We start from the raw sequence: 22,830 nt of genomic DNA, 5'->3' as shown, positions 1-22,830 counted from the left end.
TTGGACGCCGATATGGCATCTTATCGCTGGACCGGCGAGCGGATTTGGGCACAGCAAAGCCCCCTCGACGAGGGGGCCGGCCGGTGACGTGCGGGTGGCTACCCAGCCCACGCAAGCACGGCATCCCGCGTCGCCACGGGATCCCAGTGGCCGCCTGCGATGCAGATCGGACCGGGTGACCATCCGTCGAGTCCGTGGTCGAAGCGGGCGCGGACGTCAGCAGCGACCTGTCGCGGGTGGGTGAAGACTCCGACGTCCTCCGACAGAGCGTGGACGGCCCGACCTTCACCCTCCTCGATGAGGCGCCAGCCGGCGTATTGGTCCCAGGTCAGGTAGACGCCGTGGGGCCAGTGCTCGGAGCTTGCAGTGCCGGGGAGCCACTGGAAGACGCCATCGAGGCGGTCGCTGTCAGGGGTGCCGGAGTCATCCTCGCAGGCCCACCACTGCTCGGGCTCCAGGCCATAGGCGGTGAGTTGGCCGGCTACGTCGGCCATGTAGGCGTCATGGGGCAGCGCGTTGGACACAGGATCCTCCAGGGCGATTGGAGTTGGTATGGGCTGGTATCTTCACTATTCCACGCCAGGTCGTGTCGTGTGGGGGTTATCGCGAGTCCACCCGCTGCCCGAACACGACGAAGCCCCCCTCCCGCCGAGGCGGAAGGGGGTGCGGCTGTCGCTCTCCAGTTCAGATCTCGTGGTGGATAAACTCGCGCGCCTTGTCCGGGATCGGCGGCGCCTTCGGGGGCTCCATGCCGACGGACCTGATGAGGACGCTGAGGCCTCGGACGCGTTCGATCAGGTAGCCGACGGCGACGACTGCGCCCTCGACGCGGTTCTCGGCGACGTCCGCCCGCTCACGCAACGCCTTGATATCGCCGGCCTGTCGGGCCAGCTCCTTGCCCATGGCCTCGGTGACCGCGGTGAAGTCATCGCGTGACTCCTGCCGTCGTGTCCTTCGGGCTGCTCGGCCGGCGAAGATCCCAGCCACTGCTGTGGCGCCGGTGACGCCTATGGATGCCCAGGTCTCAGCACTCATACGGGGGCTCCGCTCTTTTCCGGCGGGGCGGCTCGGGCCACCCTGCCGTGACAAGGACCGGGACGGTGATGACCGCCCACACGGCTGCCGCCACCCAGCCCCGGGGGTAGTCCCCCAGGAGCCAGGCGACGAGGTAGGACGCCATCCACGGGACCACGATGAGCGGCAGTACGTAGAAGGCGGCAGCGTCTCGGCCCGGCGGAGCCCACGCGCTTACAAGTGCTACGACACCGGCGGCGATCCACACCCAGCCCCAGGCGGTGAGCGGCATCAGGGCCAGCAGGGTCTGCAGACCGCGCTGGTCGGGCTGGGGTGTGGTGATCTGGCCGTACCCGTAGAGGAGCCAGACGAGGCCGTAGCAGGAGAGGATCGCACCGCGGCGGCCCAGCTTGATGCTGAGCAGCCGCAGCAGGCGGCACCGCACTACGGCACCGGGGTCGGGCCTCGGCCGGCAGCCGGGGACGGGGACACCTGGCCGCGGGTGATGAGTCCGAGCACGGCGAGCACGACCGCGTTCAGGGCGCCGACCGTCTCCGGGGACACGTCGAGACCGTAGGCGGCGAGCAGCGCGACGCCGGCGGCGACGAGGCCCGTGAACGCCGACGGCGCGATCGGACGGGTGACGGCAGCGGTGGCAGCGGCGAAAACAGCGCTGATGACAGCGACGATGGCGCCGGCCTGCTCGCCGGACATCCCGAAGTTGAACGAGACGAGGAGGCTCAGGCCTGCCGATACGGCGGCAATGATAAGAGCGGGCTCGCGACCGAAGATCTTCATAATGATCCGTTCTGTCAGGCGGTGACGTTGAAGCCGCGCTTCTTACCGAGCGCAGTCAGGGAAGCCAAGCCAGGGATGCCGTCGGCGTCAGCGCCCGCGTACCCAAGGCGGCGCTGCCAGGCGGAGTAGGCGGAGCGGGTGGCGGTTCCGAAGTGGCCGTCGACGAGGTGTCGCGCAAGGTGGCCTTCTGCGGCCAGTGCTGCTTCGACGACCTTGACTCCGCTGTAGCTGACCGGGGTGCCCGTCTTAGGCGGGTCGGCCTTGGCCGCGGCGATCAGCTTCGACAGATCCACGACTGGCTTGCTCGGCTGCGGCGTCGGGGGCGTGGTGGGCGGCTGGCCGCCGGGGACGAGTTCCTTGGCGTACTGGATCACGCGGAGCATGTCCATGTTGCCGGGGTCGCCGTGGTCGTTGCCGTCGGGCACGTGCTGGTGGCCGCAGTGCCCCTTGAAGACCGCCCACTCGGCGAGGCTCATGCGCTGCCCGTTCCTGCTGCCGTAGCTGGACGGATAGGCGAGCCACGGCTTGCTGGTTGAGGCGAGCGGGACCTTGTGCTCGGTGTACAGCCACGCGATGTAGCGGGCGTACTCACGCAGGGCCCAGTCCGGCGCCTCGGGCCAGAAGATGTAGTCGACGCCGGCGCGCCGGGTTCCCCAGCTGGTGCGCTTGGTTGGGTCGCAGGTGCCGACGAGTTCGACCTGATGACAGTTGTTCCTGTTCGTCCGCACAGCCGTGTTGGAGTCGTCCACCAGGGCACGGGCGCTCATGTCAGCGGGGAAGTGGGCGTACACCTTGAGGCGCTTGTTAGCGATGTCGGGCAGCAGGGTGACGTTGGGGGCGCTGGCTCCGCCGCCGTAGGACGGCAGGGTGGTGCCCTCAGTGGTGTGGGTGACGCAGCAGTTGATCTCCTGCATCAGGCCCTTGTAGGTGCCGTCGTAGCGGTAGGCGGTTGAGGCGCCGGGGTAGAACTGGTTGCCGGTGGACATCGGGCCTCCCAGGCATGCGAGGGCCCCGGTGGTATTGCCGGGGCGGAGTGGGCTAGCTGGTGGCCTGGCTGATGCAGGTCATGCCCATGGTCACGTTGAGGTTCAGCGACGAGCCGCTGTTCTGGTTGACGTACACCTCGGCGTACTGGTTGGCGGCGGTGAAGATCAGGACGCCGCTGGCGACGGCCTGGCAGTTGCCTGTGGACTCCTGCTGGGTGGCCATGCGTGCGGTTGCCGTCGCTGTGCCGGAGCCGTTGAGGCGGAACTCGCCGCGGGCGTCGTTCGTGGACAGTCCGGACGGCCAGGAGATCCCGCCGTGCACGAGATAGGTGCCGGCCCGCGGGGCGACGAGTCGCGTCGCGTTCGACACGTTCCACATGCTCGTGTCATTCGAGCTCGAGATGCCGGTGTACGAGATCGCGGTGTAGTTCGAGGCGTGGCTGGCCAGCGCGAAGGACGCGTTGACGACCTGGGTGGAGCAGAGGATGCCGGCCAGCCCACTGAACTGATCGCGGATCTCGGCGTTCATGAGGGCGGCCGTGACGACCTCGCCGACTACCCAGGTACGGGGGGTGTCTACAGGCGCGGCCATCAGCTAGCCCCCTTCTGCGGCACGGCCGGCAGGTCCGGCCTCGGGTTGTCGACCGGCGGCGCCGGACGGTCGGGTCTGCCGGGCCGGTCGCGGGCGGTCAGGTCGTCGTCGTGCCACCAGTTCCGCCGATGCGGCGGCAGGTCGGCGACGGCGTCCTCGGCCTGGGCCGGGTTGGCGGGGAAGGTGACGCGGACCCAGCCGTATCCGCATTCGGGGCAGGCGAAGCGGGGGTCGTCGGGGGTGACGACCTGGGCGCTGCCGCATGTGCAGTCCGCGATCCACCGGCCGTGGTTGATCCGGGCGTACACGGAGACGCCGACGATGAACCCCGCCGGCGGTTGGACGCGTCGTTGGTTCGCGTGCTCGTACCAGCGCCACACCCGCTCGGCTGCCGGCACGAGGTCCCACGCGGTAGAGGCCTGCGACGGTGGGGGCTGGTAGAAGGCCTGGGCACGCTGTACTGCGATGTCGCGCATGTGGGCCTCCTCAGTAGCCGAGCCGGGTCGTGGAGCCGAGCACGCTGTACGTGGTGCTGTTCAGCACCCACACGGCGTCGATCACGCTGCGGCTCGTGTGGTAGACGATCTCGTGGGACTCCTGGCTGATGGTCTCCCTGTAGCCCTCGACGGTGGCCGTCACCGTGGACGCCGGCGCCTCGTCCGGCATGTCCGTGACCTCGATGACGGTGGAGATGTCGGCGTCGAGCAGCAGCCGGTACTGGGCGGTCGACAGGCTGTAGGCCTGAATGGGGATCTCGCGCAGTTCCGGCTCTGGGATGGCGTACCGGGAGACGAGCCAGTAGCCAGCGTCGATGACCTCGGCGTCGGTGACTTTCAGGATGGTTGTGCTGCGCTGGTACGGCCCGAAGGCGGCGATGGATTCGGCGGAGGTGACGCGTTGCGTGGCTCCGCCTGGTCGGCTCGCGAGGACGGTGTTGATGAGTTTCTGGTCGTCGATGGGCAGCTCGACTGAGTCGGTCTCGAGGTCGGAGTAGGTCAGGGTGACTGACGGCTCGGCGTTGTAGCGGACGGTGCGGCTCTGGAAGAGCAGGCCGTGGCCGTCGCGGTGGGACGCCAGCTTGCCGCTCTCGGTTGTTTCGACCAGCCGCATCATGTCCAGGGCGCTCTGACCGCCCTCGCCCTGCGAGGCGACCGCCGAGAAGTCCCCGTTCGCGTCCACGGACGCGACGCCGGCATATCCGGCCAGCCGCAGGATGCGCTCGTCCGCATCCTCCCCCGAGTGCCCGCTGAACCCGGCGTTGTAGTGGTCAGCGTGCATGGAGATGTCGTAGTTGCTGCGGTACATCGCCACGTGCGCGACCGCACCATCCCACAGTCGAGTCGTGCCGGTGCCGACGCTGGCATAGCGGAGCGCGTACATGAGGCTGATCCCCGGGCCGGAGAACGGGGCCCCGCCGTCGATCGCGATGTACTGGTTCCACTCGTCGTAGGCAATGTGATGCCACTGCCCGTCGGCCAGGTTGGTGGCGTCGACGGTGTCGACCATGAGCGTCGACCCGACAGCGGTGTGTTCGAAGGTGAGCTGTCCCGAGGCGTTGAGGCAGAAGGACAGCCGAGACATGAAGTCGGCGCTGCGCAGGTGAAGGAAGATCCGGTCGGCGACGGTGGTCTTGAACCAGACTTCGTAGGTCATGTAGAAGTTGGTGCTCTCCTGCTCCACGTATGCGCCCATGTCGGCGTCCAGACGCCAGCCGACTGTGGACGATGACGGCGACAGGACCGGAGCCGTCTGCCCCGTCGCGGGAGGCCCGTCGGTCTCGCCGAAATTGACCGTCCCCCCGGAGCCGACCGCCACCTTGGAGAGGGAGCCGGCGCCGTCTCCGGCGATGTCACCACCCGACTCGGACGTCGAGCTCTCGGAGAGCGGGTAGTAGACGATCGGATCGAGGAGCAGCATCTCCTCGGTGAGCATCGACTGCAGCTGAGGCGCCCGGCTCATGTAACTCATGAGGTCGGCGGCTGAGACCGACACCTCGGGGTGCAGGCCATCCCACACGGCCCGCCATTGGTTGACGGCACCGTAGAAGCGCCAGTGGATCTGGGCCCCGTTGATCGTGACCGCCGTCGCCGACGCGCTCTGCTCCAGCTGGACGTCGTCGAGCCAAGCGACGTCGCCGAGCGTCGGTGAGGTGGTGTTGGTGGTCAGCTGGACGGTGTGGCTGGTGGACGTCGCAGTGAAGGAAAGGGTGATCCGTTCCCAGGCGTCGTTCGTCGTGGACGCCGTGCCGGGCGCGCCGTCGTCTACCCGCCACCGGACGGCGGGGTCACCCGCCGGCACCCACACATAGCCCGACACCGTGTACACCCTGCCGATGTCGAGCCCGTACACGGTCTGCTGGATCACGCCGCCGGTGCCAGTGTTGGCCCATTCCATGCGCAGGGAGAAAGTGCCGGTGCGGGCACGCACGGAATCGGTGGCGTACTCGGCTACCGGTTCCAGCGGTTTGGTCGTCCACTCTCCGAGCTCGCCGCTGGCGAAGGACGGCTGGTTGATCAGGTTCTTTGTGGTGGCGGTGATGATGCCCAGCTGGATCGGGCAGCCGGGCCGGATGTACGGGTAGTAGGGAGAGGTGGACAGGCCGGGGCTGAACCTGCCGTCGGAGTTGTCCAGCGTCAGGGTCATGGTGCTGGGCTGGATCTGGGACAGCTCGTCGGCGGCGCCGCGGGTGCAGCGGATCCCGGTGGGCAGGTCTGCCCACTGGGAGATGTCCGTCCAGTCCACTGCCAGCGCGGTGGCCGCGTACCCGAAGGCGGCCCGAAGGACGAACCTGATCACGACATGATCACCCCCGTCGACAGGCCGTAATTTCGCTGCAGCTTCAGTAGCAGCCGGCGCAGCTGCTGAGCCGTGGAGATCGGGTCGATGGCCCCGGTCACCGTGATCTGCGGGGCGAACGTCACCCCGCGTGCTGCCGGGGCGGCAGGCATTGCTGCTGCACGAGTCGGCGCCGGCGTAGCAGCCGAGGTCGGCATCCGGCCCTCGTTGAGTGCGTTCAGGAAGGGCAGGCCGAGCCGCGACACGGAGGACGCGCGGATCACGTACTCGCCGTCCGACAGCCAGGCAGGGATGCTGTCCGACGTGCTGGTGCCGGGCCCGCGGACGATACCGCCCGTCGCTCGGACCAGTCGACCGTTGACGATCCGGCTGCGGTTCAGTGACGAGTCGACGAGGTTGCGGGAGACGATCGTGACCGTGACCGTCTTGCCGCGGATCGACGCCAGCTCCGCCCGCGCCCGAGCCGCCTTCCGTTCCAGGTCGCCGATGTGGGCCAGGAGCTGAGCCCGCTTGGACGGCGGAACTGACGACAGCTGGCCCTTTGCGACGCGGATCTGCGATTCCCACTGGCCGATGTTCATCTGCAGCCGGTTCTCCCTCAGCCGCGGGGCGACCGAATTGGAGAAGCTGCGAGTCTTGTTTTCGGCGGCCTGCAGGCCGTTGATGAACCCGCCCTTGAAGCGGTCAAACTCGGCCGCCGCACCCTTCAGCTTGGGGCCGATTCCCGGGATCCACCCGAAGGCCGTCGCCGCCCCATTCAGGATTCCCTGAAAGGCTCCGAGCACGATCATGCTCAGGTAGCGGAATCCCTGGACGGCGATTGGCAGAGCCGTGACGACCGCCTGCGTAATACCCATCATCGCGCTGGCCGCCATCCGCCCCAGCTCCATGAAGCCCAGCTTGTTGTCCTCCACCCACCCCTTCAGGCGCTGCAGTGGACCCTGCGCATTGCGGATACCGCCAAGCGCCGGCACGAACGCAGCGACGATCGCCGCTCCGGCCGCCCGGAAGGCGGGCGCCACAAAGCTGATCGCCATGGAGATGGCCTTCACACCGAAGACCAGGTCGCGGAAAATCGGGGCCGCCAGCCGCACACCAGCAGAGATCGCGTCCAGCACGGACGTGAAGACCTTGCCGAAGAACGTCACCTGCGCACTCAGATACGGCCCGAAGGTACGGGCGACTTCACCCGCGAAACGTCCGATGGCCGGTAGCACCGAGTTCAGCATCCCGAAGAACCCAGACAGGAACTGCGCCGAACCCGATATCCCGCGCTCCAGCCCCTGGAACATGCCCGGCAGCCCCTTGCCGAGCAGGTCTCGCAGACCGCCGGAGAGAGCGGTGAGCGTGGGCCCGCTGGCGGCTCCGAAAGTCAAGAAACCGCGAGCCAGCCCGCCCAGCCCGGAGGTCATATCCCGGACAAATACGGTGCCGAGCTGGAGGATACGCGCGAAGTCTTTCTGGAAACCGGAGTCCTTCATCAGGCGCCCGAGGCCAGCCGCTGCGTCGCCGAAGCCCTTGCCAAGGACAACCATGGTGTCGCCGAGGATTTTCACCAGTGGCCCGGACTGCTTGAGGGCCTGAGTGAAGCCGGGCAGCATCACTTTCTGAATTCGGTCGCCCAGCCCCTCGAAAGACTTCTTCGTGGCGACGAGCTGCTTCGTGAAGGCGCGGGCCTGCGGGGTGAGTCCCTTGAGGGCTTCCGCGTATTCCTTCTTCCCCTTGCCCGCGGCGGCTACAGCCTCGCCGACGCCGGAGAAGCCCATCTTGAGGGTGCCTACCGCGAGGCCGAGTCCAGCCACCATTGGCACGAGCGCGCCGAGCGACGGCAGCAGTGAAAGGCCGGCGATGGCCGCGACGGCCCCGAGGGCACCGCCGAGCCCCGAGCCCTTCCCGCCGACCTGGGCCGCCGCGCCACCGGCCGCCCCGCCGAGACGCAGGATGCTCGGGGTCGCCGCGTCGCTGCTGTCGGCCATACGGCGTGTGCGGGAAGAGGCCCCTTCGGCGGAAGCGCCGACGGCTTCCACCTCGGGGCTGGCCTCGGCCGTCGCGCGGGCGAGCTGCTCTGCCGCGCGCGCCGCGGACACGAACCGGCCGCGGACGTCGTGCAGCCGCCCACGGGAGTCGCGAGTGAACTGCTCCACCTCGGTATTGGCCTCGGCGGCCGCTGTCCCCACGGCCTGCACCTGATGCGCAGACTGGGCAGCATCCTGGCCCATCTGCTCGGCGGCCTGTCCGGCGGAGGCCATGCTGCCGGCGAGCTGCTGCAGCTGGCCGTCCGCCCCGCGGGTGAAGGCCCGCAGCTCGCCGCCCGACTCGTCGACCGCGGCGTTCAGACGTCGGTGGAACCGCTCGGCGGACTCGCCGATGCGGCGGAACACCGGTGACAGGTTGTCGTCGCCGTCGAGGATGAACGCGAGACGCTCAGCCATGCGATGCCGCCTCCCTCGCTGCTGCCTGGTGGCGGTCGACCCAGTCGCACAGCACCTCGAACTCGTCGACGGTCAGCTGGTCGACGTCGCGAGGGCCGAGGTGGAGGAGGTGGGCGAAGAGGCCGCTGTACCGCAGGCGGGCCTCGGCTAGTCCGAGGTCTCCCCCTCTTTTGGGGGCTCGGAGGCTTCCTTGAGAGCGATGTCCACGGAGTCGGGATTGGCCGCATAGACGCGGAGCTCCGCGACGGCCTGGGGCCGCTGCTCCTCCGGGAGCTTGACGATGTCGGCCGCGTACAGCGCGACCTCGCGCTCGTCGAACCTTGAGGTGAGGGAGTCGACGGGCGGGTCGAAGTCTCCCCAGCGCAGGCTCGGGTTTCCGCGCTTCATCAGCACCCAGACCACACCGCGCAGCGCGGTCGGGTTGTCGTCGCGGACGCCGAGCTTGATCTGGCCCCACTGCATGTCGGTGGTGCGCTCGATGATCTGCGCCTCGGAGGTGCGGACCGTGCGCATGTCGTACTGCTGCTCGTCGCCGCCGTCCTCGGGGCGGTACAGGATGATCAATGCTGCTCCTAGTCGAGGCGGCTGCGGATGTCGGCGAGGATCCGCTCGACCTCGCGTTCCATGCGCGGCCGGTGGCGGCGGATCGTCGTCTCCCACCACAGGGGCGTCGTGGTTTGTGTGGCCCAGCGCCGTCGGTTTCCGAAGACGGGGTGCCGGATCCGGCCGGAGTTCATGACGTTGGGCATGTTCCGCAGGTCGGCCGGCAGGGCACTGCGGTCCACCCACACGCGGGCGCCGGGGTTACCGCCTGTCCGGACCGACAGCTTGATCGACGCTGCGATCGTGGCGCGCAGAGGCCGGGTGGTGGGCGACGGGCCGCTCCGGCCTGCGCCGCCCTGGCTCCGGATCGGCAGGCTGCGAACCACGCGCTGCATGTCGCTGCGGAGAGGCTCGGCGGCGCGCCGGATCCGGCGGTGCATCGACGCGCGGACCGACTCCTCGTTCACAGCCCGCAGCCGGCGGGACAGCTCCAGCAGCGCGCCTGTGTTGAGGATGCGTATGTCGCTGGGCACGTCACACCGCGGTGTCGGTGGACATGTAGGTGATGACCGGCTGGTTCGTGCCGTCGTACAGGCCTGTGAACTGGTACGTGGGCTTGATCACTTCGAAGCCCTCGATCGTCGGCGGCGCCTCATCGATCTTGATGGCGGGCAGAGTGATCCGGAACGTCTCGTCGAACGTCGACGCGATGTTCGCACCTACGAACTCCCACACCATGCTGGTGGCCGCGTCGCTCGTGTGCAGGTCGTCCAGGGTCGTGTTGACGTAGTCCATCTCGATCGACCCGCTGATCTTGACCAGGTCATTGGCGATCGGCTCCTTCTTCAGGCCCGCCTGACCGGCGTAGAACCGGTCGGTCGCCATGGGACGCTCGATCTTGACGGACACCTTGCGCACGCCGTCCAGGGCAGTCTCCGACGAGAACGTGCCCGTCTTGAACGCCATCTGCCCGAAGTGGAAAGGCTTCCTCGACGGGTAGGACGCCGACGCGAGGGTTTGAGACTCGGAGCAGTCACGGCCGTCGATTTCGAAGGACGCCTCCAGCATCCCGCCGACCTCGCAGCTGAACTCGGCGCCCACAACCTTGCAGCCCACGAAGCTCTTGTCGGTGACCGTGCCGGTCGTCAACGGCACGCCCTTCTGGATCGTGAGGAACTTGCCCCAGTTGTCGGCCAGCGTGTGCGTCTGCAGGTACGCGGTGGTTGCGCCCTGCTGGACCGGGGTGACCGTCGTCCCCATGAGGGCCTGCAGGAGCAGCCCCATGCCGGTGTGGGTCACCTCCAGGTCGATGGAGCCCGCCACCTCCAGCTGCGTGAGGACGCGCCGGGAGGACAGGGGAAGCAGACGGCCAGCGGCCACGCCGGCGCTCTGCGCTGTGGTCTTCTTGAGGACCAGGGACTCCTTGGTGAACTCGAGGAACCTGGTCGGCGCCACGAAAGTCCCGTAGGTGACCTCGGCGACCATGCCGAGCTGGCCGCCGAGACCGGATCCGATAGCCATCAGACGTCACCCTTCCTGGCCGTCGCCTTCTTCGGCGCGGACTCCTTCGGCTCCTCGACGCCCTCCCAATTGGGGGGCTGGCAGACGTAGGCGTCGTACCGGTGATCCGGCACCTCTACGACCTCGTCGGGCTGAACGGTCCGGCCGCCGAGTTCCGGCACGATTACCGGCTCAGGGCCGACGAAACGGACCTTGGCCATGGGCCTACTCCTTAGATGCGGGCCCGACAGCGGACCGTGAACGCGATACCAGCGACGGAACCGTCTGACTGGGCCTGCATGAGGTCACCAGCTGTGAGGTGCGCCCACAGCACGGTGTTGCGGAGGGTGGGAGCCTCGGGCTCGGCATCTGTGGCGCGGAGGGCGTTCTCGACCTCGGCCAGCAGCTCGTAGGCACGGCGCCGACGGGCCCCCATGTCGATGCCACCCGCGCGCGATTCCAGGTAGCAGCCGATGTCGAAATCCTCGTCGCGCGTCCGGGCCCCGGCGGAGGCGAAGGCCTGTGTCATCGACACGGCGTTGTCCCCGCCTGGCTGGTAGCCGATGAAAAGCGAATCCCCCGCCAAGTTGTTCGTCGGCGGACCGTCGGTGATGCGTACCCCTGTCAGGCCCACTGCCGAGCGGAGGATGCCGAGGAGAGCGTCGACCGCGGCCGGGACTGCGGACGTAGCCATCTAGGCCACCCCCGGCGGGAGCCGGTGCGGCTCCATCAGCTGCAGCGCGCGGTTTGGAATCGCGTAGCCGAAACCCGCGATGGGTTCGGTCACGGCGAAGTCCTCGCCACCGCCCAGACCGCTCAGTGCGCGTGAGGCTCCGTACTGCGTGCGCCACAGATGCTGCAGGATGATCCGGGCCGCCGCGGCCAAGTTGGCCGGGATGACGGTTCGCCCGGCCAGGTAGGTCACCCGGAGCAGGGGCCCGTACAGGCGCCCACCATCCAGGCGTCGCAGCACGCCGTTACTGTCGACGTCCAGCTCGCCCGACGTGTACGACTCCCCTCCGGTCGGCACACCCGCGGCCGAGGTGACGGAGAGGACTGGGGTACGTCGCAGGGCTACCTCCGTGGCACCGTGCTGGCCCACGCTGTGGTCCTCTACGACCGTCCGGCGCACGCAGGGACCACATAGGCCCTCGACGATCTCGGTGACGGCCTCAAGCCAGCCTCGGATTTGCTCATCGGCGCCAGTGTCGTCGGCTGGGAACTGGAGGTGCTGCCGGGCGTCGGCCAGGGAGAGGATGAGGGGCGGCACCGCTGCCCGCACGTCGAAACTGTCGGTGTAGGCCGCTGCCGGGTCGGCGAAGAGCCAGCGGACCGCATGTCGGCCGGCCTGAACGGTGTTGTAGTCGTAGCTGTATTCGCCCGTGCTCGCCGGAGGGTTGGTTACCGATGGGGTGACCGTGGTCCCGTCGGGCTGGGTGATGGTCAGGGTGATGTTGGTGGCGTTGGTCAGCGTGCCGCCCGCGTCCCGGCACTCACCACGCAGGCGGACAGAGTCCCCGAGGTCGAACGGCACGGCTCACCTCGCTCACTGGCCGGCAGAAGGCTGGCTGCCGGAGCTCTTGTCCTCGGTGGCACCGCGAGACTTGTTGCTGCGCGGCGACCGCTGCTTCGGGGCTTCGGTCCGCTCGGGTGTCGGCGCCTGCTCCGCTTCGCCGGAGATGGCGCCGAGGCGAACCGCCTCGGCGCGGGAGACCTGAGTGCCCGGGGAGGCCCACAGCCAGCGCGACGCCGGATCGCCTTCCTCGACCACGCGGGTCCGGTCTTCGGTGAGGTAGAGATGCCGGTCGATGATGACCGTGCCGCTCTCGTCCACGTCGTCACTCCTCACGTCTGGCTGGTCAGCTCGACGTACTCGACGATCACGGAGAACTTCCCGGCGGTGAGTGCCGCCGTTGCGACGGTGGCGACGATCGACCTGGCCGCGGTCGTCTTGATCGGAGCCGTGGTCGCTGTGAAGTCCCCGCGCTTGGCTCCGGTCGTCGACCAGGGTGCGCCGGAGACCGCGTCTGCGGCGTTGATGTCCGCTGCCGACTCGGTCTTGATGGCGAGGGTGGCCGCTCCTCCCGAGGTGACAGCGGTGTCCACGTGGATCAGGGCATCGGTGATGATCGCGCCCGAGGGGATGGTGTCACCGCGCAGGGTGATGTCACCGACAGCGCCACCGTCCGTGGCGAAGTCGTACAGGCCGCGGGCGTACTTCTTGCTGCCCATCGCGCTGCCTGCGGTCATCCGCCGCGCGCCAGCTATGACTGCCATGAGTCAACTCCTCCATGGAGCGCCGCAGGCCGCCCGCACGGAGCGGCCTGCGGCGGTAGGTTCTGCGCCTTTAGAGCCCGGTGACCACGGCGAAGGCGGACGGCCGGTAGTGGATGAGGGCCACACGCACGTCGGCGCGGAGCGCCAGCTTGCCCTCGACGAAGTACGAGGAGTGGCTGTTGGACACCTGGACGTCGATGCCGCGGCGGACGGCGAGCTCGGCGAAGTTGGTGTAGTCGCCGAGGACCGCCTTGGTCGCGGTCGGGGCCGTGGTCTGGATGACCGGGACGCCCCAGATCCGCTCGGGCCCGGCCTCGCTCGGGTTACCCCAGATGTACATGCCGTCCGCGGTGCGCAGCAGCCGCACTGCTTCCCACTTGGAGGGGCGGATGAACACGTGGCTGGGCTCGGCGAAGCCGGTGTCGCGGATGGCCCTCATCGCCTTGTAGATGGCGTCGGGGATCGGATCTCCGCCGAGGGCCTGGGTGTTGATGCCGGAGACGTTCTCGGTGCCGCGCAGGTTGGGGGCGGTGCCGTTGCCGACGAGGATCTGGGAGTCGAGGCGCTGCTGCAGTAGGAACGGCAGCCGGTTCTCGACGTAGGACCGGGCACGGGCTTCGTCTTCGAAGACCTCGTCGGTGACGGGGAGGAACGTTGCGATCTTGCGGACCTCGCTGGAGCGCTCCGTGAGCGCGAGGGCCGATTCGGCGTAGGCGGCACCTTCGGTGGCCTCCGCCGCGCTGTTCGTCAGCGTGGTCTCTTCCATGTACTTGACCGTGCTGAACGAGGTGGTGGTCTGCGGGATGACGTTGACGACGTGCGGTGCGGGGCGCGTCGCCATGTACTCGATGCGGCCGGTGCGTGCGTCGTAAGGGTCCCAGCCTGCGCCACCGCCCTGGCCGGTCTCGAAGAGCGTCTTCAGCTCGATGTCGAGGGTGGCCGACGGGCCGGCGCTGCCGCGGAACTCCTTGACTGCGACGGAGTCCATCAGGAGGTCAGCGAATGAGCGTCGGGAGCCCTTGCTGCCCCGCTCCGGGACGGTACCCGGCTCGGATCCCCTCTCGGCGTGTTCCTCGTGCCGGCTGGCCTCGGCCGCGGCGCGGGCGACGACCAGGAGCTCGTCGACCTTCTTCTTGCAGTCGTCGATTTCGGCGTTGATCTTTCCGATCTCGGCGACCTTGGCCGCGGTGTCGCCGGCGATCGACTTCACCTTCGACATGTCGTAGTCGGGGCCGGCCTCGGTGAGGATGTCGGCCAGGCTCTTGCGGCGGGCGTCGAGCTTGCCCTGCGCATCCTTCAGCGCCGGGAACTCCACGATCTCGGTCATGACTCTCCGTTCAGATTCCGTTGACGCGGGCGATCGCGGCCATGAGCGTGGAGGCGATCTCGTCCTCGCTCACGGTCGGCTGGTCGTCCTCGATGGGGTGCTCGAGCAGGCGCTGGAGTCGCTTGAGGTCGTCGCCGACCCAAGACAGGAGATCGGCGGTGACGGGCGACATGCCCCTGCCCTTGCGCGCTCGGAGAGCCATGACTTCCTGTGCGCGGTCGATCAGGCCTGAGACGGACGCCATCACGTCGGCGCTCTCGTCCACGAACCTGAGGTTCTTGCGTGTGCCTGCCGGTGCTGTACGCAGCTCCGGCGGTTCCCGGTCGGCGTCCGTCAGGTGCGCCGCCAGGTGCTTGTAGATGGCTTCCCGGTCTTCGTCCGGCACGTCGGCGCCGCCGCGGGCGCCGTTGAGGACGGCGATCCCGGCCAGGCAGGCGCGGATGTTCGCCGGGCCGCCCACGCCGTGGTGGTGCGGGAACCGGTAACTGGACTTGGTCTCGGGGTCGCCGTCCGGGTCCACCCACGCGTACACGCTGCGCAGCTCCGACGGGCGTGCACCTTCCGGCAGGGCGGCGACCGTTCCGGCCGCGTCCCAGGCCCGGGCCACGGTCGGCGTGTCGTGGGTGGGGATTGCGCGCTTGACCGCCGGCACGCGGCCATCGGGCGTCGCAGGGCGGGGTGTGTGGCTCTTGGCCGCCAGCGTGCGGGTGTTGATGCCGGCGCCCAGGAGCACTGGGCTGACCTCGTGGACCTTGAGCCGCTTCAGGAGGCGCACGGACCGCCCGTCACGCTCGACGGGCTCGGCGTCCAGGACGTCGAAGCCGTAGGACCACTCCTGCAGGCCGTCCTCGGACAGCTGCTTGACCGTCTCGAAGGTGTCCCGGCCGTGCGTGGTGTCCATGAAGAACTGACCCTCGAGGATCGCCTCGCTACCCTTGATGCGGACCACGCCCTTGCCGACCGGCAGAGCCCCACCCCAAGAGGCGTGCCCGTAGGCGCTGATCCTGACCAGCGCGCCGTCCTCGATCGCTCCGGGCGCGGTCACGTCGCCGTCATGGTCGATGACGTCGAACGTGGAGAACACGGCCTTCACGGTGCCCTTGTCGGCGTCTTTGATCTCGACCCGGCCTAGCGCCTTGGTATCCATCATTGCCCCTCCTCGGCGTCATCCGAGTCGACTGGTGCGGTGGGTGGTGCGGTCTGTTGTGTGCCGGGCGGCTGCAGCTGGACGCTGAACAGGCCGGTATGGGCCAGGAGGGTCCAGTCCTCGGCCTGAACGGCGCGGACGACGCTGTCCGGCTTGAAGCCGGCGTCGGTGAGTTGCCGGATCGTCGATGCCTGCTGGCGCTGGATCTCCGCCGCGTCCTTCCGGTCCTCGCGGAGAAAGGCGATGTCGCGGCCGTCGTACCAGAGCTGCGCCCCAGACGGCGGCGGTACCAGCACCTGCAGAGCGGCGGCGGCCTGCCGCCACAGCGGGCGGATCGTGCCGTCCGCGAACCGGCGCCGGGCTGCGGAGAAGTTGCCGGCGTTCAACGCCGAACCCTGCAGCCCCTCCGAGAAACCCACCCACGACGGCGGGACGCCAGCCGCCGATGCGACCCTCGACTCGCCCTTGCCCTGCGTCTGGGAGAACTCCAGCTGCCGGAAGTCGAACGTCAGCGGCGTGACGTCCGCGCCGCCACCCAGGAACAACGTCTTATGGGCGTTCTCGACTCCCTGGTGCGACGCCTTGAACCGGGAGACGAATTGGTCGAACGCTTCCGGTGTCGTCTCCCGGGCAAACCGCACCACCATCGACGGCGTCGCCGCGTTCCGGAAGACGGTCTCCTTGTGGGCGGTGGCGGCGCTGTCGGACTGGATCTCGCGCAGGACCGGCGTCAACCACGACATGCCGCGGAACCTGGCCGCAGGGTCAGGGATCGGCGAGAAGTGGCACACCTCATCAGGCAGCAGCAGCACCGCGTCGGAGAGGTCGGCCGCAACTCTCGATGACGGTCGGGGCTGGTAGAGGTAACCCACGACCTTAGTGTCGAGCGCGTAAGGGTCCCCCGATGCCGACCTGAGGACCAGCGTCACCCAGTCCGGGCGCATCCTCACCACGCGCCGCCCCGGGCCCGTAGCCGCCTTGCCGTACCGGCCCTGGTCGTCTGCCGTCGTAGCGTAGAAGTTCCCCGCCAGGTCAGCGTCCTGGATCATCCGGACCAGCAGCTCGCCCGTCGTACCCCCCGGCCACGGCGCCTCGAGCAGCCCCAGGTCGGTGGTCCCGAAGAGATCACCGGGCCGGCCGTTGCGGATCTGCCTCCAGGTCAGCCGCGCCTCGGAGAAGACCATCTGGCGGGCTAGCATGCAGGCGAAGACGGGACCGTTGCGCTTGTACGCGCCTTCGACGTAGCCCTCGAAGTCGCTCTCGATCCGCTCGCGGTCCGGCAGAGAGCTCGGCACCAGGGCCGACCTCAAGCTGTCCAGCGACCAGAAGGGAGGCTGCGAGAATGCCTTGCGGCCATCTGCGGGTCGACCCCGGGCAGCGGCAATGCGGTCCAGGAGAGTCCCCATCAGCCTGACCCGCCCTCACCCGGCGTCACGCTCTTGCCGCCCATCCCCTGCTGCCAGCCAAGGCGCACAGCCACGAAGCTCCATGTCAGGCCGGCCCACAACACCGCGCAGGCCTTGGCCGCCACCCAGCCGATCGAGAACAGGGCGGCAGCCAGCAGCGTCGCAATCGTCGGTCCGAACCGGATCTCACGAGCCTCCAGCGAGACCCGCGTCACCGGAATCCTGTCGAGCACAGCCATGACGCCCTCCTAACCCCACGCCATCAGCGGCTCCGCCGGAGGCTCCGGCTCCTCAACAGGCGCGGTCAGCCCCCACATGGCGAGCGTCACCGCGACCAGCGGACTGATGTCAACCGAAACCCCGCGGCGCGCCCACGCCCACGCCTCGCCAAGCTCGCGCTTCCGCGCGCCAGCCAGGGCGGAAGCAAGGGGCGCCTGATCGAGATGCACCAGCCTCTGCTCCGCAACCGCGTCATAGAACCGGCCGCACGCCTGGGCTACCTCCCGCACCTTGGGCGCGGTCACCGTCAGGCCCGCCCGTTCCAACTCTTGGATCAAGGCGCCCGCCGGGCCGCCGGCATCGACGACCCACGCGGATGGGTTCCAGCGTTCCTGCAGGTCAAGGGCCCGCTCGACGACCCACCCGACACCCGGCCGGTGGTCCACTACCTCCACATGGACGGCGTTGCCCACGGCGCCCGCCACACCGATCGCAGCGTGTGACCGCTCCGGCGTCATGTCGATCGCGAACGCCACCGGATCCGACGGCTTCGACTCGCCGTCCGCCAACGCCCGCCACGCATCCTGGCCAATCACTTGCCAGCTGTCCGCACGGTCCGACGGGTAGTCGCCCACACCCAGCCGCTCCCGCGCGAAGACACCGGGCGACATCGACAGCCGCTCACGCTCGATGTGCTCCTGCGAGATCCGGATGCCCATCGCCGGATTGGCCCTCGCCCACGCCTCCGGCGAGCCAGGATCGTCGTGCTCCTCGCAGCCCGTCGGGCACTCCGCGGCATGCGGGTCCACAGACCACTCGAAGTAGGCGAGCGACGGATCCGGGGAGCCCTCAAGGGCCAGCAACGCGCGTTCGCGGAGCCGACCAAGCTGCACAGACGGACCGCCAATCCCGCTGCTCCCCAGGTACCAGATCTGCGGGTTCGGCCGGGCCGACATGGTCGGCATGAGCGCGCCCATCGCCTCGTCGCCCAGGATCATCGCCTCGTCCAGCACGTTGCAGTCGCCGGAGAACCCCCGGCCCGAGCCGCCGGACCGAGCGAGAAATCGGAGCCGCTGGCCCGAAAGCAGCTCGATCGACTCCTCGCCCGTGGTCCGGCGGACCCGCGCCACCCGCTTCCGCAGGTAGTCACTGTTCGTCACCAGGGCCGTGACCCGCTTGAAAGCCTCGATCGCAGTCTTGAACTCGTGAGCCGAGTGCAGGATTAGCTGCTCACCCAAAAGGAACAGGCCGGCAAGCTCACGGGCCTCGATCACCCCGCCCTTGCCGTTCTGACGTGGGACGTTGACCGCGACCTCGAAGGCTGACCACTTCCCGTCGGCGCGCTCGCCGAGCCCCTGGTCGAGGACGTACTGCTGCCACGGATCGAGCCTCAAGCCGGCGAGCGCGGCCAGCTCCACAGCTTCCTGGCCGGACGAGGAGACGAACGGCGGGGCCGTGAACAGGCGGGGCCGTTGCGACCCCTGCCGGTCAGGCACCGCGGCGCTGGGCGCGTCGAGCAGCGAGGTCATCCAGCTCATCCCCCTCCGCCTTGCCCGGCGCCACGGCGCGCAGCTTGTCGAGGGTGGATCTGAGCTCTCGCGCCACCACCGCGGCGCTTGTGGGGGCTTCCGCATCGTCCAAGTGCTGGGCCAAGGTGATGGCCAGAGCCGCAAGTCCCGGTGCGATTTGCGCCACGCCCAGCTCGGCGATCTCCGCACGCGTGGCAGCCTCGTTGTCCGGCTCACTCACCGCTGCCACCCTCGATCGGAACCACGGCCAGCACCTGCCGAGGCCCCTTCGCACTGTTGCATCGGAAGTGAGCCAGCTGCACATTGGCCCTGGTGTCGTCGCCTCCCCGCGAAACCGCGATGATGTGGTCGATCGTCGGGGCGAGCAGGCCAGGCACCTTCACGTCCATCGGCACGGGGTCCCCACAGAGCTGGCACAACCAACCGTCACGCTCAGCTATCTCCTGCAGGGTGTACAGCTCCGACTTCCCGCCGCGCTTGGCGGCCCGTCGTCGACGGTTCTTCACCTGCCAGGACAGTCGCTGCCGCTCCTGGGCTTCAGGCGAAAGACGAGCGCGCTTGCCAGCCGCTCGGAAGGCAGCACCGTGGTGGGCATCCTTGCACCGCCGGGAACACCACCTTTGCCGCCGAACACGGGTTTCATACACAGCGCCGCACCCCTCGCACGGCTTCACAGGCAAGGCGGGTCGACGCCTGGAGCGGTTGCGCTGCCTGCCGAGCTGCGAGGCGCGGATCAGGCCGCAGGGTGTGCAGCGTAGACGCGCCCGGCCCCTGGCTTGCTGGACACCCACGTTTCGACAGTCGATACATGTGAAGGAAGCCAGTTCAGACATCAAGTCTCCCGGGAACGCGGAAGGCCCGAGCCGGGAGACTCGGGCCTTCCTGCCCGCCGTGATCAGCGACGGGTGATCAATGAATGTCACACAAAGTGATAACTACAGAGAGTCGCTATTTACCGAGTTCGTGGTTCGCGGTGATTAGCGGTCTTTCAAATCGGCCGCGCGCAAATCTCGGCGAGAAGGGCGGTTGGGTCGCTGACCAGCACGTTTCTCAGTGAGAGGTAGGGCCCCCCACCCCTAACCCACGCCCTGCTTCGGTTCACTCCTCGTTGCGGTGAAATCGCAACGAAGAGTGCAACGAGTATGCGTTGCGTGACCTGCCATAGGGGGAGGCAGGGGGTCACCAACGTCTCGAAGCCTGTGCACCCGTGGTGGCACCTGTGTGCCTGCGCTTGGCGTACCATCGGGCGGCGACCTGCTCCATCCCGGGCTGCCGCATGTCCTTGACGCGTTGCATGACCACGTCCCTGCCCGGGTCGACCACGACCACCCGGGCGTCGAGCCGCTTGTAGCGGGCGAGAGCCTTGGCACTGGGCATGGTGTGGATCAGGTAGACGTCGGTCTTGTCGCGGTGCTGGACTGCCTCGTCGATGGCGGCGAAGCGCGCCCGGTGTGCGACCTTGAGGAGCAGCTCGTCGTGATCCCATGGCTTGGCGTTGGGACCAGCGAGGGCGAGGGCTATGCGGTCAAGGTCGATGACGATGTCACCCTGCGTGGCGTGGGCCGTGATCCAGCTGGACTTGCCGGCGGCTGGTGGGCCGGTGACCACGTAGAGCACGGACTGTCACCGCCTCAGAGCTGGCGTTCCCGCTCACCCAGGAGGTTGGCTACGGCCAGCCAGGAGCAAGCAAGCTGGTCGAGCCGCTCCATCAGGGCGAGGTTGGTTTCCATCTCGGCTTGCCTCAGGAGCCGGGCCGCGCTGGCTAGCGCCTCGTTGATCTGGGGTACCTCTTCAGCTCCCATCACCACCTCCTCGATGAACCTTGGACACGGACGGTGAGCCGGTTGCCTCGCGCCGAGTTGCACCGTCTGTGTGCGCTGCGGGCGTTGGCCGGGTCGAGCAGGTCACCGCCGCGGCTGAGCGGGACGAGGTGGTCGAGTGTGAACGCCCACTTGTGGCGTCCTGCTTCGAGCCCTGTGATGTCGTAGGCGATGTCGTGGCCGCAGATCCAGCAGGGGAGGCCGAGGGCTCGCTGTCGGGCGCACAGGGTCCGGTAGCGGTGCCCGTTGCGTGGGTTGCCGGCCACGGCCGCCTCCTCCGTCGTCAGGGGGACGGCGTGCCGAGCTCAGCGTCCATCGAGGCCTCGAGGTCCTTGAGGTCCTGTTCGAGGTTGGCGCCGTTGAGCTGCTCCTGGATGACCTCGCCGGCAAGGCGTTGCAGTGTGGCGTCGTCGAGGCCCTTGCAGGCGGCGGGCTGGCTGCCTTCCTTGCCGTTGGCCTTGGCTTGCTCGTACTGCTTGTGCATGGCGGCCTTGCAGGCCTTGGGGCTGGCCTCTGCCTCGCTGCAGGCCGCGAGTGGGAGCAGGGCCAGCGTGAGGGCGAGAGCTGCGGTGTGGGTTCGCATGCGGGGCAGCATGACATCAAGTGACGGTGAGTGTCCCGGCCTTGCGGACTACCGTCTCGTCGTTGGGTGGGTCGAGCTTGACCCAGACGTGCCAGCTGCCGCGAGTGAGGGCGGTCTCGCCGCCCGTGGGGCCTACGAGGATGCGTGCGGTGGTGTCGCCGTCCCACTGTCCGTCGAGCCAGTCCCCGTTGATCGGGTTGGAGCGGTTGGTGTCGGGCAGGAACGCCCAGCGGGGTGGGGTGCCGGTGAGGTCGATACCGGCCGGGGAGGTGGAGACGGTGATGCTGATGTACTCGGTACTGCTGGCGGGGATCACCATGGCTGGCTGACCTCCCACCTGGTGATGAGGCTGCTGAGGGTGAGGGTGACGTCGGGGTCGAAGCCTCCGAGGTCGGGGACGTATATGGCCGCGGTGGACTCGATCCGGGCGGGTGTCAGGGTGACGGATCCGGGCTCCAGGGTCGGCTCGTACATGGATGCTCCCGGCCCGATGAGGGCCGGGGTGAGCGTGACGTCGCCGGGTGCGAGGGTCGGGGCGTACACGGTGGCCGTGGACTCCAGCGGGTCGGGGGCGAGGGTGACGCTGCCCGGCTGCAGGGCTGGCGTGTGCAGCGTGGTCGCGCTTCCGAGCAGGCTGGGTGCGAGGGCGACTTGACCCGGGGTCAGGGTTGGCGCGTGGAGCGTGGCGCCGGCCGGGATCGGGTCTGGGCTGAGCGTGACCGGCCCCGGGGAGAGGGCCGGCCCGTAAAGGGTCGTGCTGGCCGCGATGGCATCCGGCGCCAGCGTGGCGGTAGCTGTCAGCGTCGGGGCGTACAGGGTAGTGGTGGACGCCAGCAGGGCGGGGCTGATGGTCTGCTCGGCCTGGGCTATGGCGAGGGTCCACGCGGAGCCGAGGGCGGTGACGTCTGCGGTCCAGACACGCGAGCCGATGGTGCCGGAGACGGTGGCGTCGCTGTCACCCCAGGCACCGGAGCACGCGCCGCTGCCGGACGTCGTGAAGGCTTCGGCGCGCTCGGTCTCGCCGGCGGGGGCGGTCCAGGAGGCGGTCTGGGGGGTGGAGGCACCGCGGGTGTCGAAGACGATCGACACCTCGCGGCTGTTGACGAGCACGCTCCCGAGGGATGGTGTCGTCTTCGTGGTGGCGCTGGCCGAGGTATTGGACGAGGAGGTGACCGGACTGACTGGCGCCGCGCCTGACACCTTGCCAAGTAGGAGCACCTGCCGGATGCTGCCGGTCGATGGCGTGACGGTGATGGTGGCGCCGGGGTCGCTGCCGTCTGCGATGCGCCACCAGACCTGGGACATGTGGCCGGCCTGCGTGGCCGTGCCCAGGCTGGTCCAGCCGCCTGCACCGCCTCCGGAGATCGAGAAGGTCCGTGAGCCGGAGGGCATGACGCAGGCTACGACGAGGAAGTCGCCGGCGACGACGCTGCCGTCGTTGGGGACGGTGGCCGCTGCCGAGCTGTTGGTGGACAGGGTGACGGTGGAGGCCAGGTGGGTGAGCTGCCCGATCGCCATGGCTCACCTCGCCTACGCCAGGGGTGCCGCTTCAACGTTGCTGGACCCGCAGTCGCAGCACCGCATTGCGACGCCGGCACCATGCTTACCGCTGCGCAGCTGGAGATTCTCTAGCCTGTTATCGGCGCGGTTCCCGTTGATGTGGTGCACGGATTCATGTCGCTCGATCCGCCGACCTAGAGCGTCCGCTAGAACTGCGCGGTGCTGTTGCGCCCAGCCCGACCGGGTAGCCATCACATGGCCCTTACCGACGTAAACGTGCACGTAACCGTTTTGGTCAAGGCGTTCGGTGCCCAGAGGCGTCTGCCTGCAAGCCAATGAGCAGAACCGACGTGTCAGGGAA

General features: G+C 68.6%; 31 protein-coding genes. 1 reads left to right on the top strand and 30 read right to left on the bottom strand.

Going from position 1 to position 22,830, the window contains the following annotated elements; genetic code table 11:
• Positions 1 to 98: 98 nt before the first annotated feature.
• The 9 genes from ACFY61_RS10750 to ACFY61_RS10710 form a co-directional block, all read right to left on the bottom strand.
• Positions 99 to 524: a hypothetical protein gene (locus ACFY61_RS10750; protein WP_389469755.1), complete on the bottom strand. Its 426-nt coding sequence runs from the start codon at positions 522 to 524 to the stop codon at positions 99 to 101.
• A 160-nt stretch (positions 525 to 684) separates the two neighbouring features.
• A complete protein-coding gene (locus ACFY61_RS10745; protein WP_389469753.1) occupies positions 685 to 1,035 on the bottom strand; it encodes a hypothetical protein in 351 nt (116 codons plus the stop codon).
• Positions 1,025 to 1,459, bottom strand: a complete 435-nt coding sequence (locus ACFY61_RS10740) for a hypothetical protein (protein WP_389469751.1) — start codon at positions 1,457 to 1,459, stop codon at positions 1,025 to 1,027. The genes ACFY61_RS10745 and ACFY61_RS10740 overlap by 11 nt, the downstream gene beginning before the upstream one ends.
• Positions 1,459 to 1,812, bottom strand: coding sequence for a hypothetical protein (locus ACFY61_RS10735; RefSeq protein WP_389469748.1), 354 nt, complete (start codon positions 1,810 to 1,812; stop codon positions 1,459 to 1,461). The genes ACFY61_RS10740 and ACFY61_RS10735 overlap by 1 nt, the downstream gene beginning before the upstream one ends.
• Positions 1,813 to 1,826: 14 nt before the next feature.
• Positions 1,827 to 2,798 carry a hypothetical protein gene (locus ACFY61_RS10730; protein ID WP_389469746.1) on the bottom strand — a complete coding sequence of 324 codons (972 nt, stop codon included), beginning with the start codon at positions 2,796 to 2,798 and terminating at the stop codon, positions 1,827 to 1,829.
• A 52-nt stretch (positions 2,799 to 2,850) separates the two neighbouring features.
• The gene (locus tag ACFY61_RS10725) at positions 2,851 to 3,390 is read right to left on the bottom strand and encodes a hypothetical protein (RefSeq protein ID WP_389469744.1); all 540 of its coding nucleotides are present in this window, start codon (positions 3,388 to 3,390) and stop codon (positions 2,851 to 2,853) included.
• Positions 3,390 to 3,866 carry a hypothetical protein gene (locus ACFY61_RS10720; RefSeq protein ID WP_389469741.1) on the bottom strand — a complete coding sequence of 159 codons (477 nt, stop codon included), beginning with the start codon at positions 3,864 to 3,866 and terminating at the stop codon, positions 3,390 to 3,392. The genes ACFY61_RS10725 and ACFY61_RS10720 overlap by 1 nt, the downstream gene beginning before the upstream one ends.
• A gap of 10 nt (positions 3,867 to 3,876) precedes the next feature.
• Positions 3,877 to 6,186, bottom strand: coding sequence for a carbohydrate binding domain-containing protein (locus tag ACFY61_RS10715; protein ID WP_389469739.1), 2,310 nt, complete (start codon positions 6,184 to 6,186; stop codon positions 3,877 to 3,879).
• Positions 6,183 to 8,618, bottom strand: a complete 2,436-nt coding sequence (locus tag ACFY61_RS10710; protein ID WP_389469736.1) for a hypothetical protein — start codon at positions 8,616 to 8,618, stop codon at positions 6,183 to 6,185. Before ACFY61_RS10710 ends, ACFY61_RS10715 begins: the two co-directional genes overlap by 4 nt.
• A gap of 28 nt (positions 8,619 to 8,646) precedes the next feature.
• On the opposite strand from ACFY61_RS10710, the gene ACFY61_RS10705 reads away from it, so the two are divergent.
• Entirely contained in the window at positions 8,647 to 8,769 is a 123-nt protein-coding gene (locus tag ACFY61_RS10705; RefSeq protein WP_389469734.1) for a hypothetical protein, read from the top strand.
• On the opposite strand, the gene ACFY61_RS10700 is transcribed toward ACFY61_RS10705, so the two are convergent.
• The 21 genes from ACFY61_RS10700 to ACFY61_RS10600 form a co-directional block, all read right to left on the bottom strand.
• Positions 8,766 to 9,182, bottom strand: coding sequence for a hypothetical protein (locus ACFY61_RS10700; RefSeq protein ID WP_389469731.1), 417 nt, complete (start codon positions 9,180 to 9,182; stop codon positions 8,766 to 8,768). The genes ACFY61_RS10705 and ACFY61_RS10700 overlap by 4 nt on opposite strands.
• Before the next feature lie 8 nt (positions 9,183 to 9,190).
• The gene (locus ACFY61_RS10695; protein ID WP_389469728.1) at positions 9,191 to 9,694 is read right to left on the bottom strand and encodes a hypothetical protein; all 504 of its coding nucleotides are present in this window, start codon (positions 9,692 to 9,694) and stop codon (positions 9,191 to 9,193) included.
• A gap of 1 nt (position 9,695) precedes the next feature.
• A complete protein-coding gene (locus ACFY61_RS10690) occupies positions 9,696 to 10,682 on the bottom strand; it encodes a phage tail tube protein (RefSeq protein WP_389469726.1) in 987 nt (328 codons plus the stop codon).
• Positions 10,682 to 10,882, bottom strand: coding sequence for a hypothetical protein (locus ACFY61_RS10685; protein ID WP_389469724.1), 201 nt, complete (start codon positions 10,880 to 10,882; stop codon positions 10,682 to 10,684). The genes ACFY61_RS10690 and ACFY61_RS10685 overlap by 1 nt, the downstream gene beginning before the upstream one ends.
• Positions 10,883 to 10,893: 11 nt before the next feature.
• A complete protein-coding gene (locus ACFY61_RS10680) occupies positions 10,894 to 11,355 on the bottom strand; it encodes a hypothetical protein (protein ID WP_389469722.1) in 462 nt (153 codons plus the stop codon).
• The gene (locus tag ACFY61_RS10675; RefSeq protein WP_389469720.1) at positions 11,356 to 12,195 is read right to left on the bottom strand and encodes a hypothetical protein; all 840 of its coding nucleotides are present in this window, start codon (positions 12,193 to 12,195) and stop codon (positions 11,356 to 11,358) included.
• A 12-nt stretch (positions 12,196 to 12,207) separates the two neighbouring features.
• Positions 12,208 to 12,495, bottom strand: a complete 288-nt coding sequence (locus ACFY61_RS10670; RefSeq protein WP_389469717.1) for a hypothetical protein — start codon at positions 12,493 to 12,495, stop codon at positions 12,208 to 12,210.
• A gap of 11 nt (positions 12,496 to 12,506) precedes the next feature.
• Positions 12,507 to 12,938, bottom strand: a complete 432-nt coding sequence (locus tag ACFY61_RS10665) for a hypothetical protein (RefSeq protein ID WP_389469715.1) — start codon at positions 12,936 to 12,938, stop codon at positions 12,507 to 12,509.
• 70 nt (positions 12,939 to 13,008) lie between these two features.
• Positions 13,009 to 14,265 (bottom strand): phage major capsid protein, encoded by a 1,257-nt coding sequence (locus ACFY61_RS10660; protein ID WP_389469713.1) that lies wholly within the window; start codon positions 14,263 to 14,265, stop codon positions 13,009 to 13,011.
• A gap of 10 nt (positions 14,266 to 14,275) precedes the next feature.
• Positions 14,276 to 15,415: an HK97 family phage prohead protease gene (locus tag ACFY61_RS10655; protein WP_389469711.1), complete on the bottom strand. Its 1,140-nt coding sequence runs from the start codon at positions 15,413 to 15,415 to the stop codon at positions 14,276 to 14,278.
• The gene (locus ACFY61_RS10650; protein WP_389469710.1) at positions 15,412 to 16,707 is read right to left on the bottom strand and encodes a phage portal protein; all 1,296 of its coding nucleotides are present in this window, start codon (positions 16,705 to 16,707) and stop codon (positions 15,412 to 15,414) included. Before ACFY61_RS10650 ends, ACFY61_RS10655 begins: the two co-directional genes overlap by 4 nt.
• A 110-nt stretch (positions 16,708 to 16,817) precedes the next feature.
• Entirely contained in the window at positions 16,818 to 17,057 is a 240-nt protein-coding gene (locus tag ACFY61_RS10645) for a hypothetical protein (RefSeq protein ID WP_389469709.1), read from the bottom strand.
• A 9-nt stretch (positions 17,058 to 17,066) separates the two neighbouring features.
• Positions 17,067 to 18,566, bottom strand: coding sequence for a terminase (locus ACFY61_RS10640; protein ID WP_389469707.1), 1,500 nt, complete (start codon positions 18,564 to 18,566; stop codon positions 17,067 to 17,069).
• Complete coding sequence (locus ACFY61_RS10635) at positions 18,526 to 18,786, bottom strand: hypothetical protein (protein WP_389469705.1); 261 nt, start codon at positions 18,784 to 18,786, stop codon at positions 18,526 to 18,528. The genes ACFY61_RS10640 and ACFY61_RS10635 overlap by 41 nt, the downstream gene beginning before the upstream one ends.
• Positions 18,779 to 19,399, bottom strand: a complete 621-nt coding sequence (locus ACFY61_RS10630) for an HNH endonuclease (protein WP_389469704.1) — start codon at positions 19,397 to 19,399, stop codon at positions 18,779 to 18,781. Before ACFY61_RS10630 ends, ACFY61_RS10635 begins: the two co-directional genes overlap by 8 nt.
• Before the next feature lie 346 nt (positions 19,400 to 19,745).
• Positions 19,746 to 20,183, bottom strand: coding sequence for an AAA family ATPase (locus ACFY61_RS10625; RefSeq protein WP_389469702.1), 438 nt, complete (start codon positions 20,181 to 20,183; stop codon positions 19,746 to 19,748).
• 184 nt (positions 20,184 to 20,367) lie between these two features.
• On the bottom strand, positions 20,368 to 20,652 hold the full coding sequence (locus ACFY61_RS10620; protein ID WP_389469700.1) for an HNH endonuclease: 285 nt from the start codon (positions 20,650 to 20,652) through the stop codon (positions 20,368 to 20,370).
• A gap of 17 nt (positions 20,653 to 20,669) precedes the next feature.
• The gene (locus ACFY61_RS10615) at positions 20,670 to 20,969 is read right to left on the bottom strand and encodes a hypothetical protein (protein WP_389469698.1); all 300 of its coding nucleotides are present in this window, start codon (positions 20,967 to 20,969) and stop codon (positions 20,670 to 20,672) included.
• A 16-nt stretch (positions 20,970 to 20,985) separates the two neighbouring features.
• Positions 20,986 to 21,288 carry a hypothetical protein gene (locus tag ACFY61_RS10610; protein WP_389469695.1) on the bottom strand — a complete coding sequence of 101 codons (303 nt, stop codon included), beginning with the start codon at positions 21,286 to 21,288 and terminating at the stop codon, positions 20,986 to 20,988.
• Positions 21,282 to 22,487, bottom strand: coding sequence for a hypothetical protein (locus tag ACFY61_RS10605; RefSeq protein WP_389469693.1), 1,206 nt, complete (start codon positions 22,485 to 22,487; stop codon positions 21,282 to 21,284). Before ACFY61_RS10605 ends, ACFY61_RS10610 begins: the two co-directional genes overlap by 7 nt.
• A 12-nt stretch (positions 22,488 to 22,499) precedes the next feature.
• Positions 22,500 to 22,721, bottom strand: a complete 222-nt coding sequence (locus ACFY61_RS10600; protein WP_389470405.1) for an HNH endonuclease — start codon at positions 22,719 to 22,721, stop codon at positions 22,500 to 22,502.
• Positions 22,722 to 22,830: the final 109 nt, after the last annotated feature.

This window comes from Streptomyces sp. NPDC012888 (genome assembly GCF_042900645.1).
In the GTDB taxonomy this organism is placed as follows: domain Bacteria; phylum Actinomycetota; class Actinomycetes; order Streptomycetales; family Streptomycetaceae; genus Streptomyces.
The sequence above is the reverse complement of the archived record's forward strand: the minus strand, read 5'-3'. Positions and strand labels throughout refer to the sequence as shown.

Coding starts and splice junctions, on each gene's coding strand:
- ACFY61_RS10600 (WP_389470405.1), bottom strand. CDS start 22,721: ATGGCTACCCGGTCGGGCTGGGCGCAACAGCACCGCGCAGTTCTAGCG.
- ACFY61_RS10665 (WP_389469715.1), bottom strand. CDS start 12,938: ATGGCAGTCATAGCTGGCGCGCGGCGGATGACCGCAGGCAGCGCGATG.
- ACFY61_RS10725 (WP_389469744.1), bottom strand. CDS start 3,390: ATGGCCGCGCCTGTAGACACCCCCCGTACCTGGGTAGTCGGCGAGGTC.
- ACFY61_RS10640 (WP_389469707.1), bottom strand. CDS start 18,566: ATGACCTCGCTGCTCGACGCGCCCAGCGCCGCGGTGCCTGACCGGCAG.
- ACFY61_RS10645 (WP_389469709.1), bottom strand. CDS start 17,057: ATGGCTGTGCTCGACAGGATTCCGGTGACGCGGGTCTCGCTGGAGGCT.
- ACFY61_RS10735 (WP_389469748.1), bottom strand. CDS start 1,812: ATGAAGATCTTCGGTCGCGAGCCCGCTCTTATCATTGCCGCCGTATCG.
- ACFY61_RS10610 (WP_389469695.1), bottom strand. CDS start 21,288: ATGGTGATCCCCGCCAGCAGTACCGAGTACATCAGCATCACCGTCTCC.
- ACFY61_RS10605 (WP_389469693.1), bottom strand. CDS start 22,487: ATGGCGATCGGGCAGCTCACCCACCTGGCCTCCACCGTCACCCTGTCC.
- ACFY61_RS10710 (WP_389469736.1), bottom strand. CDS start 8,618: ATGGCTGAGCGTCTCGCGTTCATCCTCGACGGCGACGACAACCTGTCA.
- ACFY61_RS10745 (WP_389469753.1), bottom strand. CDS start 1,035: ATGAGTGCTGAGACCTGGGCATCCATAGGCGTCACCGGCGCCACAGCA.
- ACFY61_RS10680 (WP_389469722.1), bottom strand. CDS start 11,355: ATGGCTACGTCCGCAGTCCCGGCCGCGGTCGACGCTCTCCTCGGCATC.
- ACFY61_RS10660 (WP_389469713.1), bottom strand. CDS start 14,265: ATGACCGAGATCGTGGAGTTCCCGGCGCTGAAGGATGCGCAGGGCAAG.
- ACFY61_RS10720 (WP_389469741.1), bottom strand. CDS start 3,866: ATGCGCGACATCGCAGTACAGCGTGCCCAGGCCTTCTACCAGCCCCCA.
- ACFY61_RS10615 (WP_389469698.1), bottom strand. CDS start 20,969: ATGCGAACCCACACCGCAGCTCTCGCCCTCACGCTGGCCCTGCTCCCA.
- ACFY61_RS10630 (WP_389469704.1), bottom strand. CDS start 19,399: ATGTCTGAACTGGCTTCCTTCACATGTATCGACTGTCGAAACGTGGGT.
- ACFY61_RS10685 (WP_389469724.1), bottom strand. CDS start 10,882: ATGGCCAAGGTCCGTTTCGTCGGCCCTGAGCCGGTAATCGTGCCGGAA.
- ACFY61_RS10730 (WP_389469746.1), bottom strand. CDS start 2,798: ATGTCCACCGGCAACCAGTTCTACCCCGGCGCCTCAACCGCCTACCGC.
- ACFY61_RS10690 (WP_389469726.1), bottom strand. CDS start 10,682: ATGGCTATCGGATCCGGTCTCGGCGGCCAGCTCGGCATGGTCGCCGAG.
- ACFY61_RS10655 (WP_389469711.1), bottom strand. CDS start 15,415: ATGATGGATACCAAGGCGCTAGGCCGGGTCGAGATCAAAGACGCCGAC.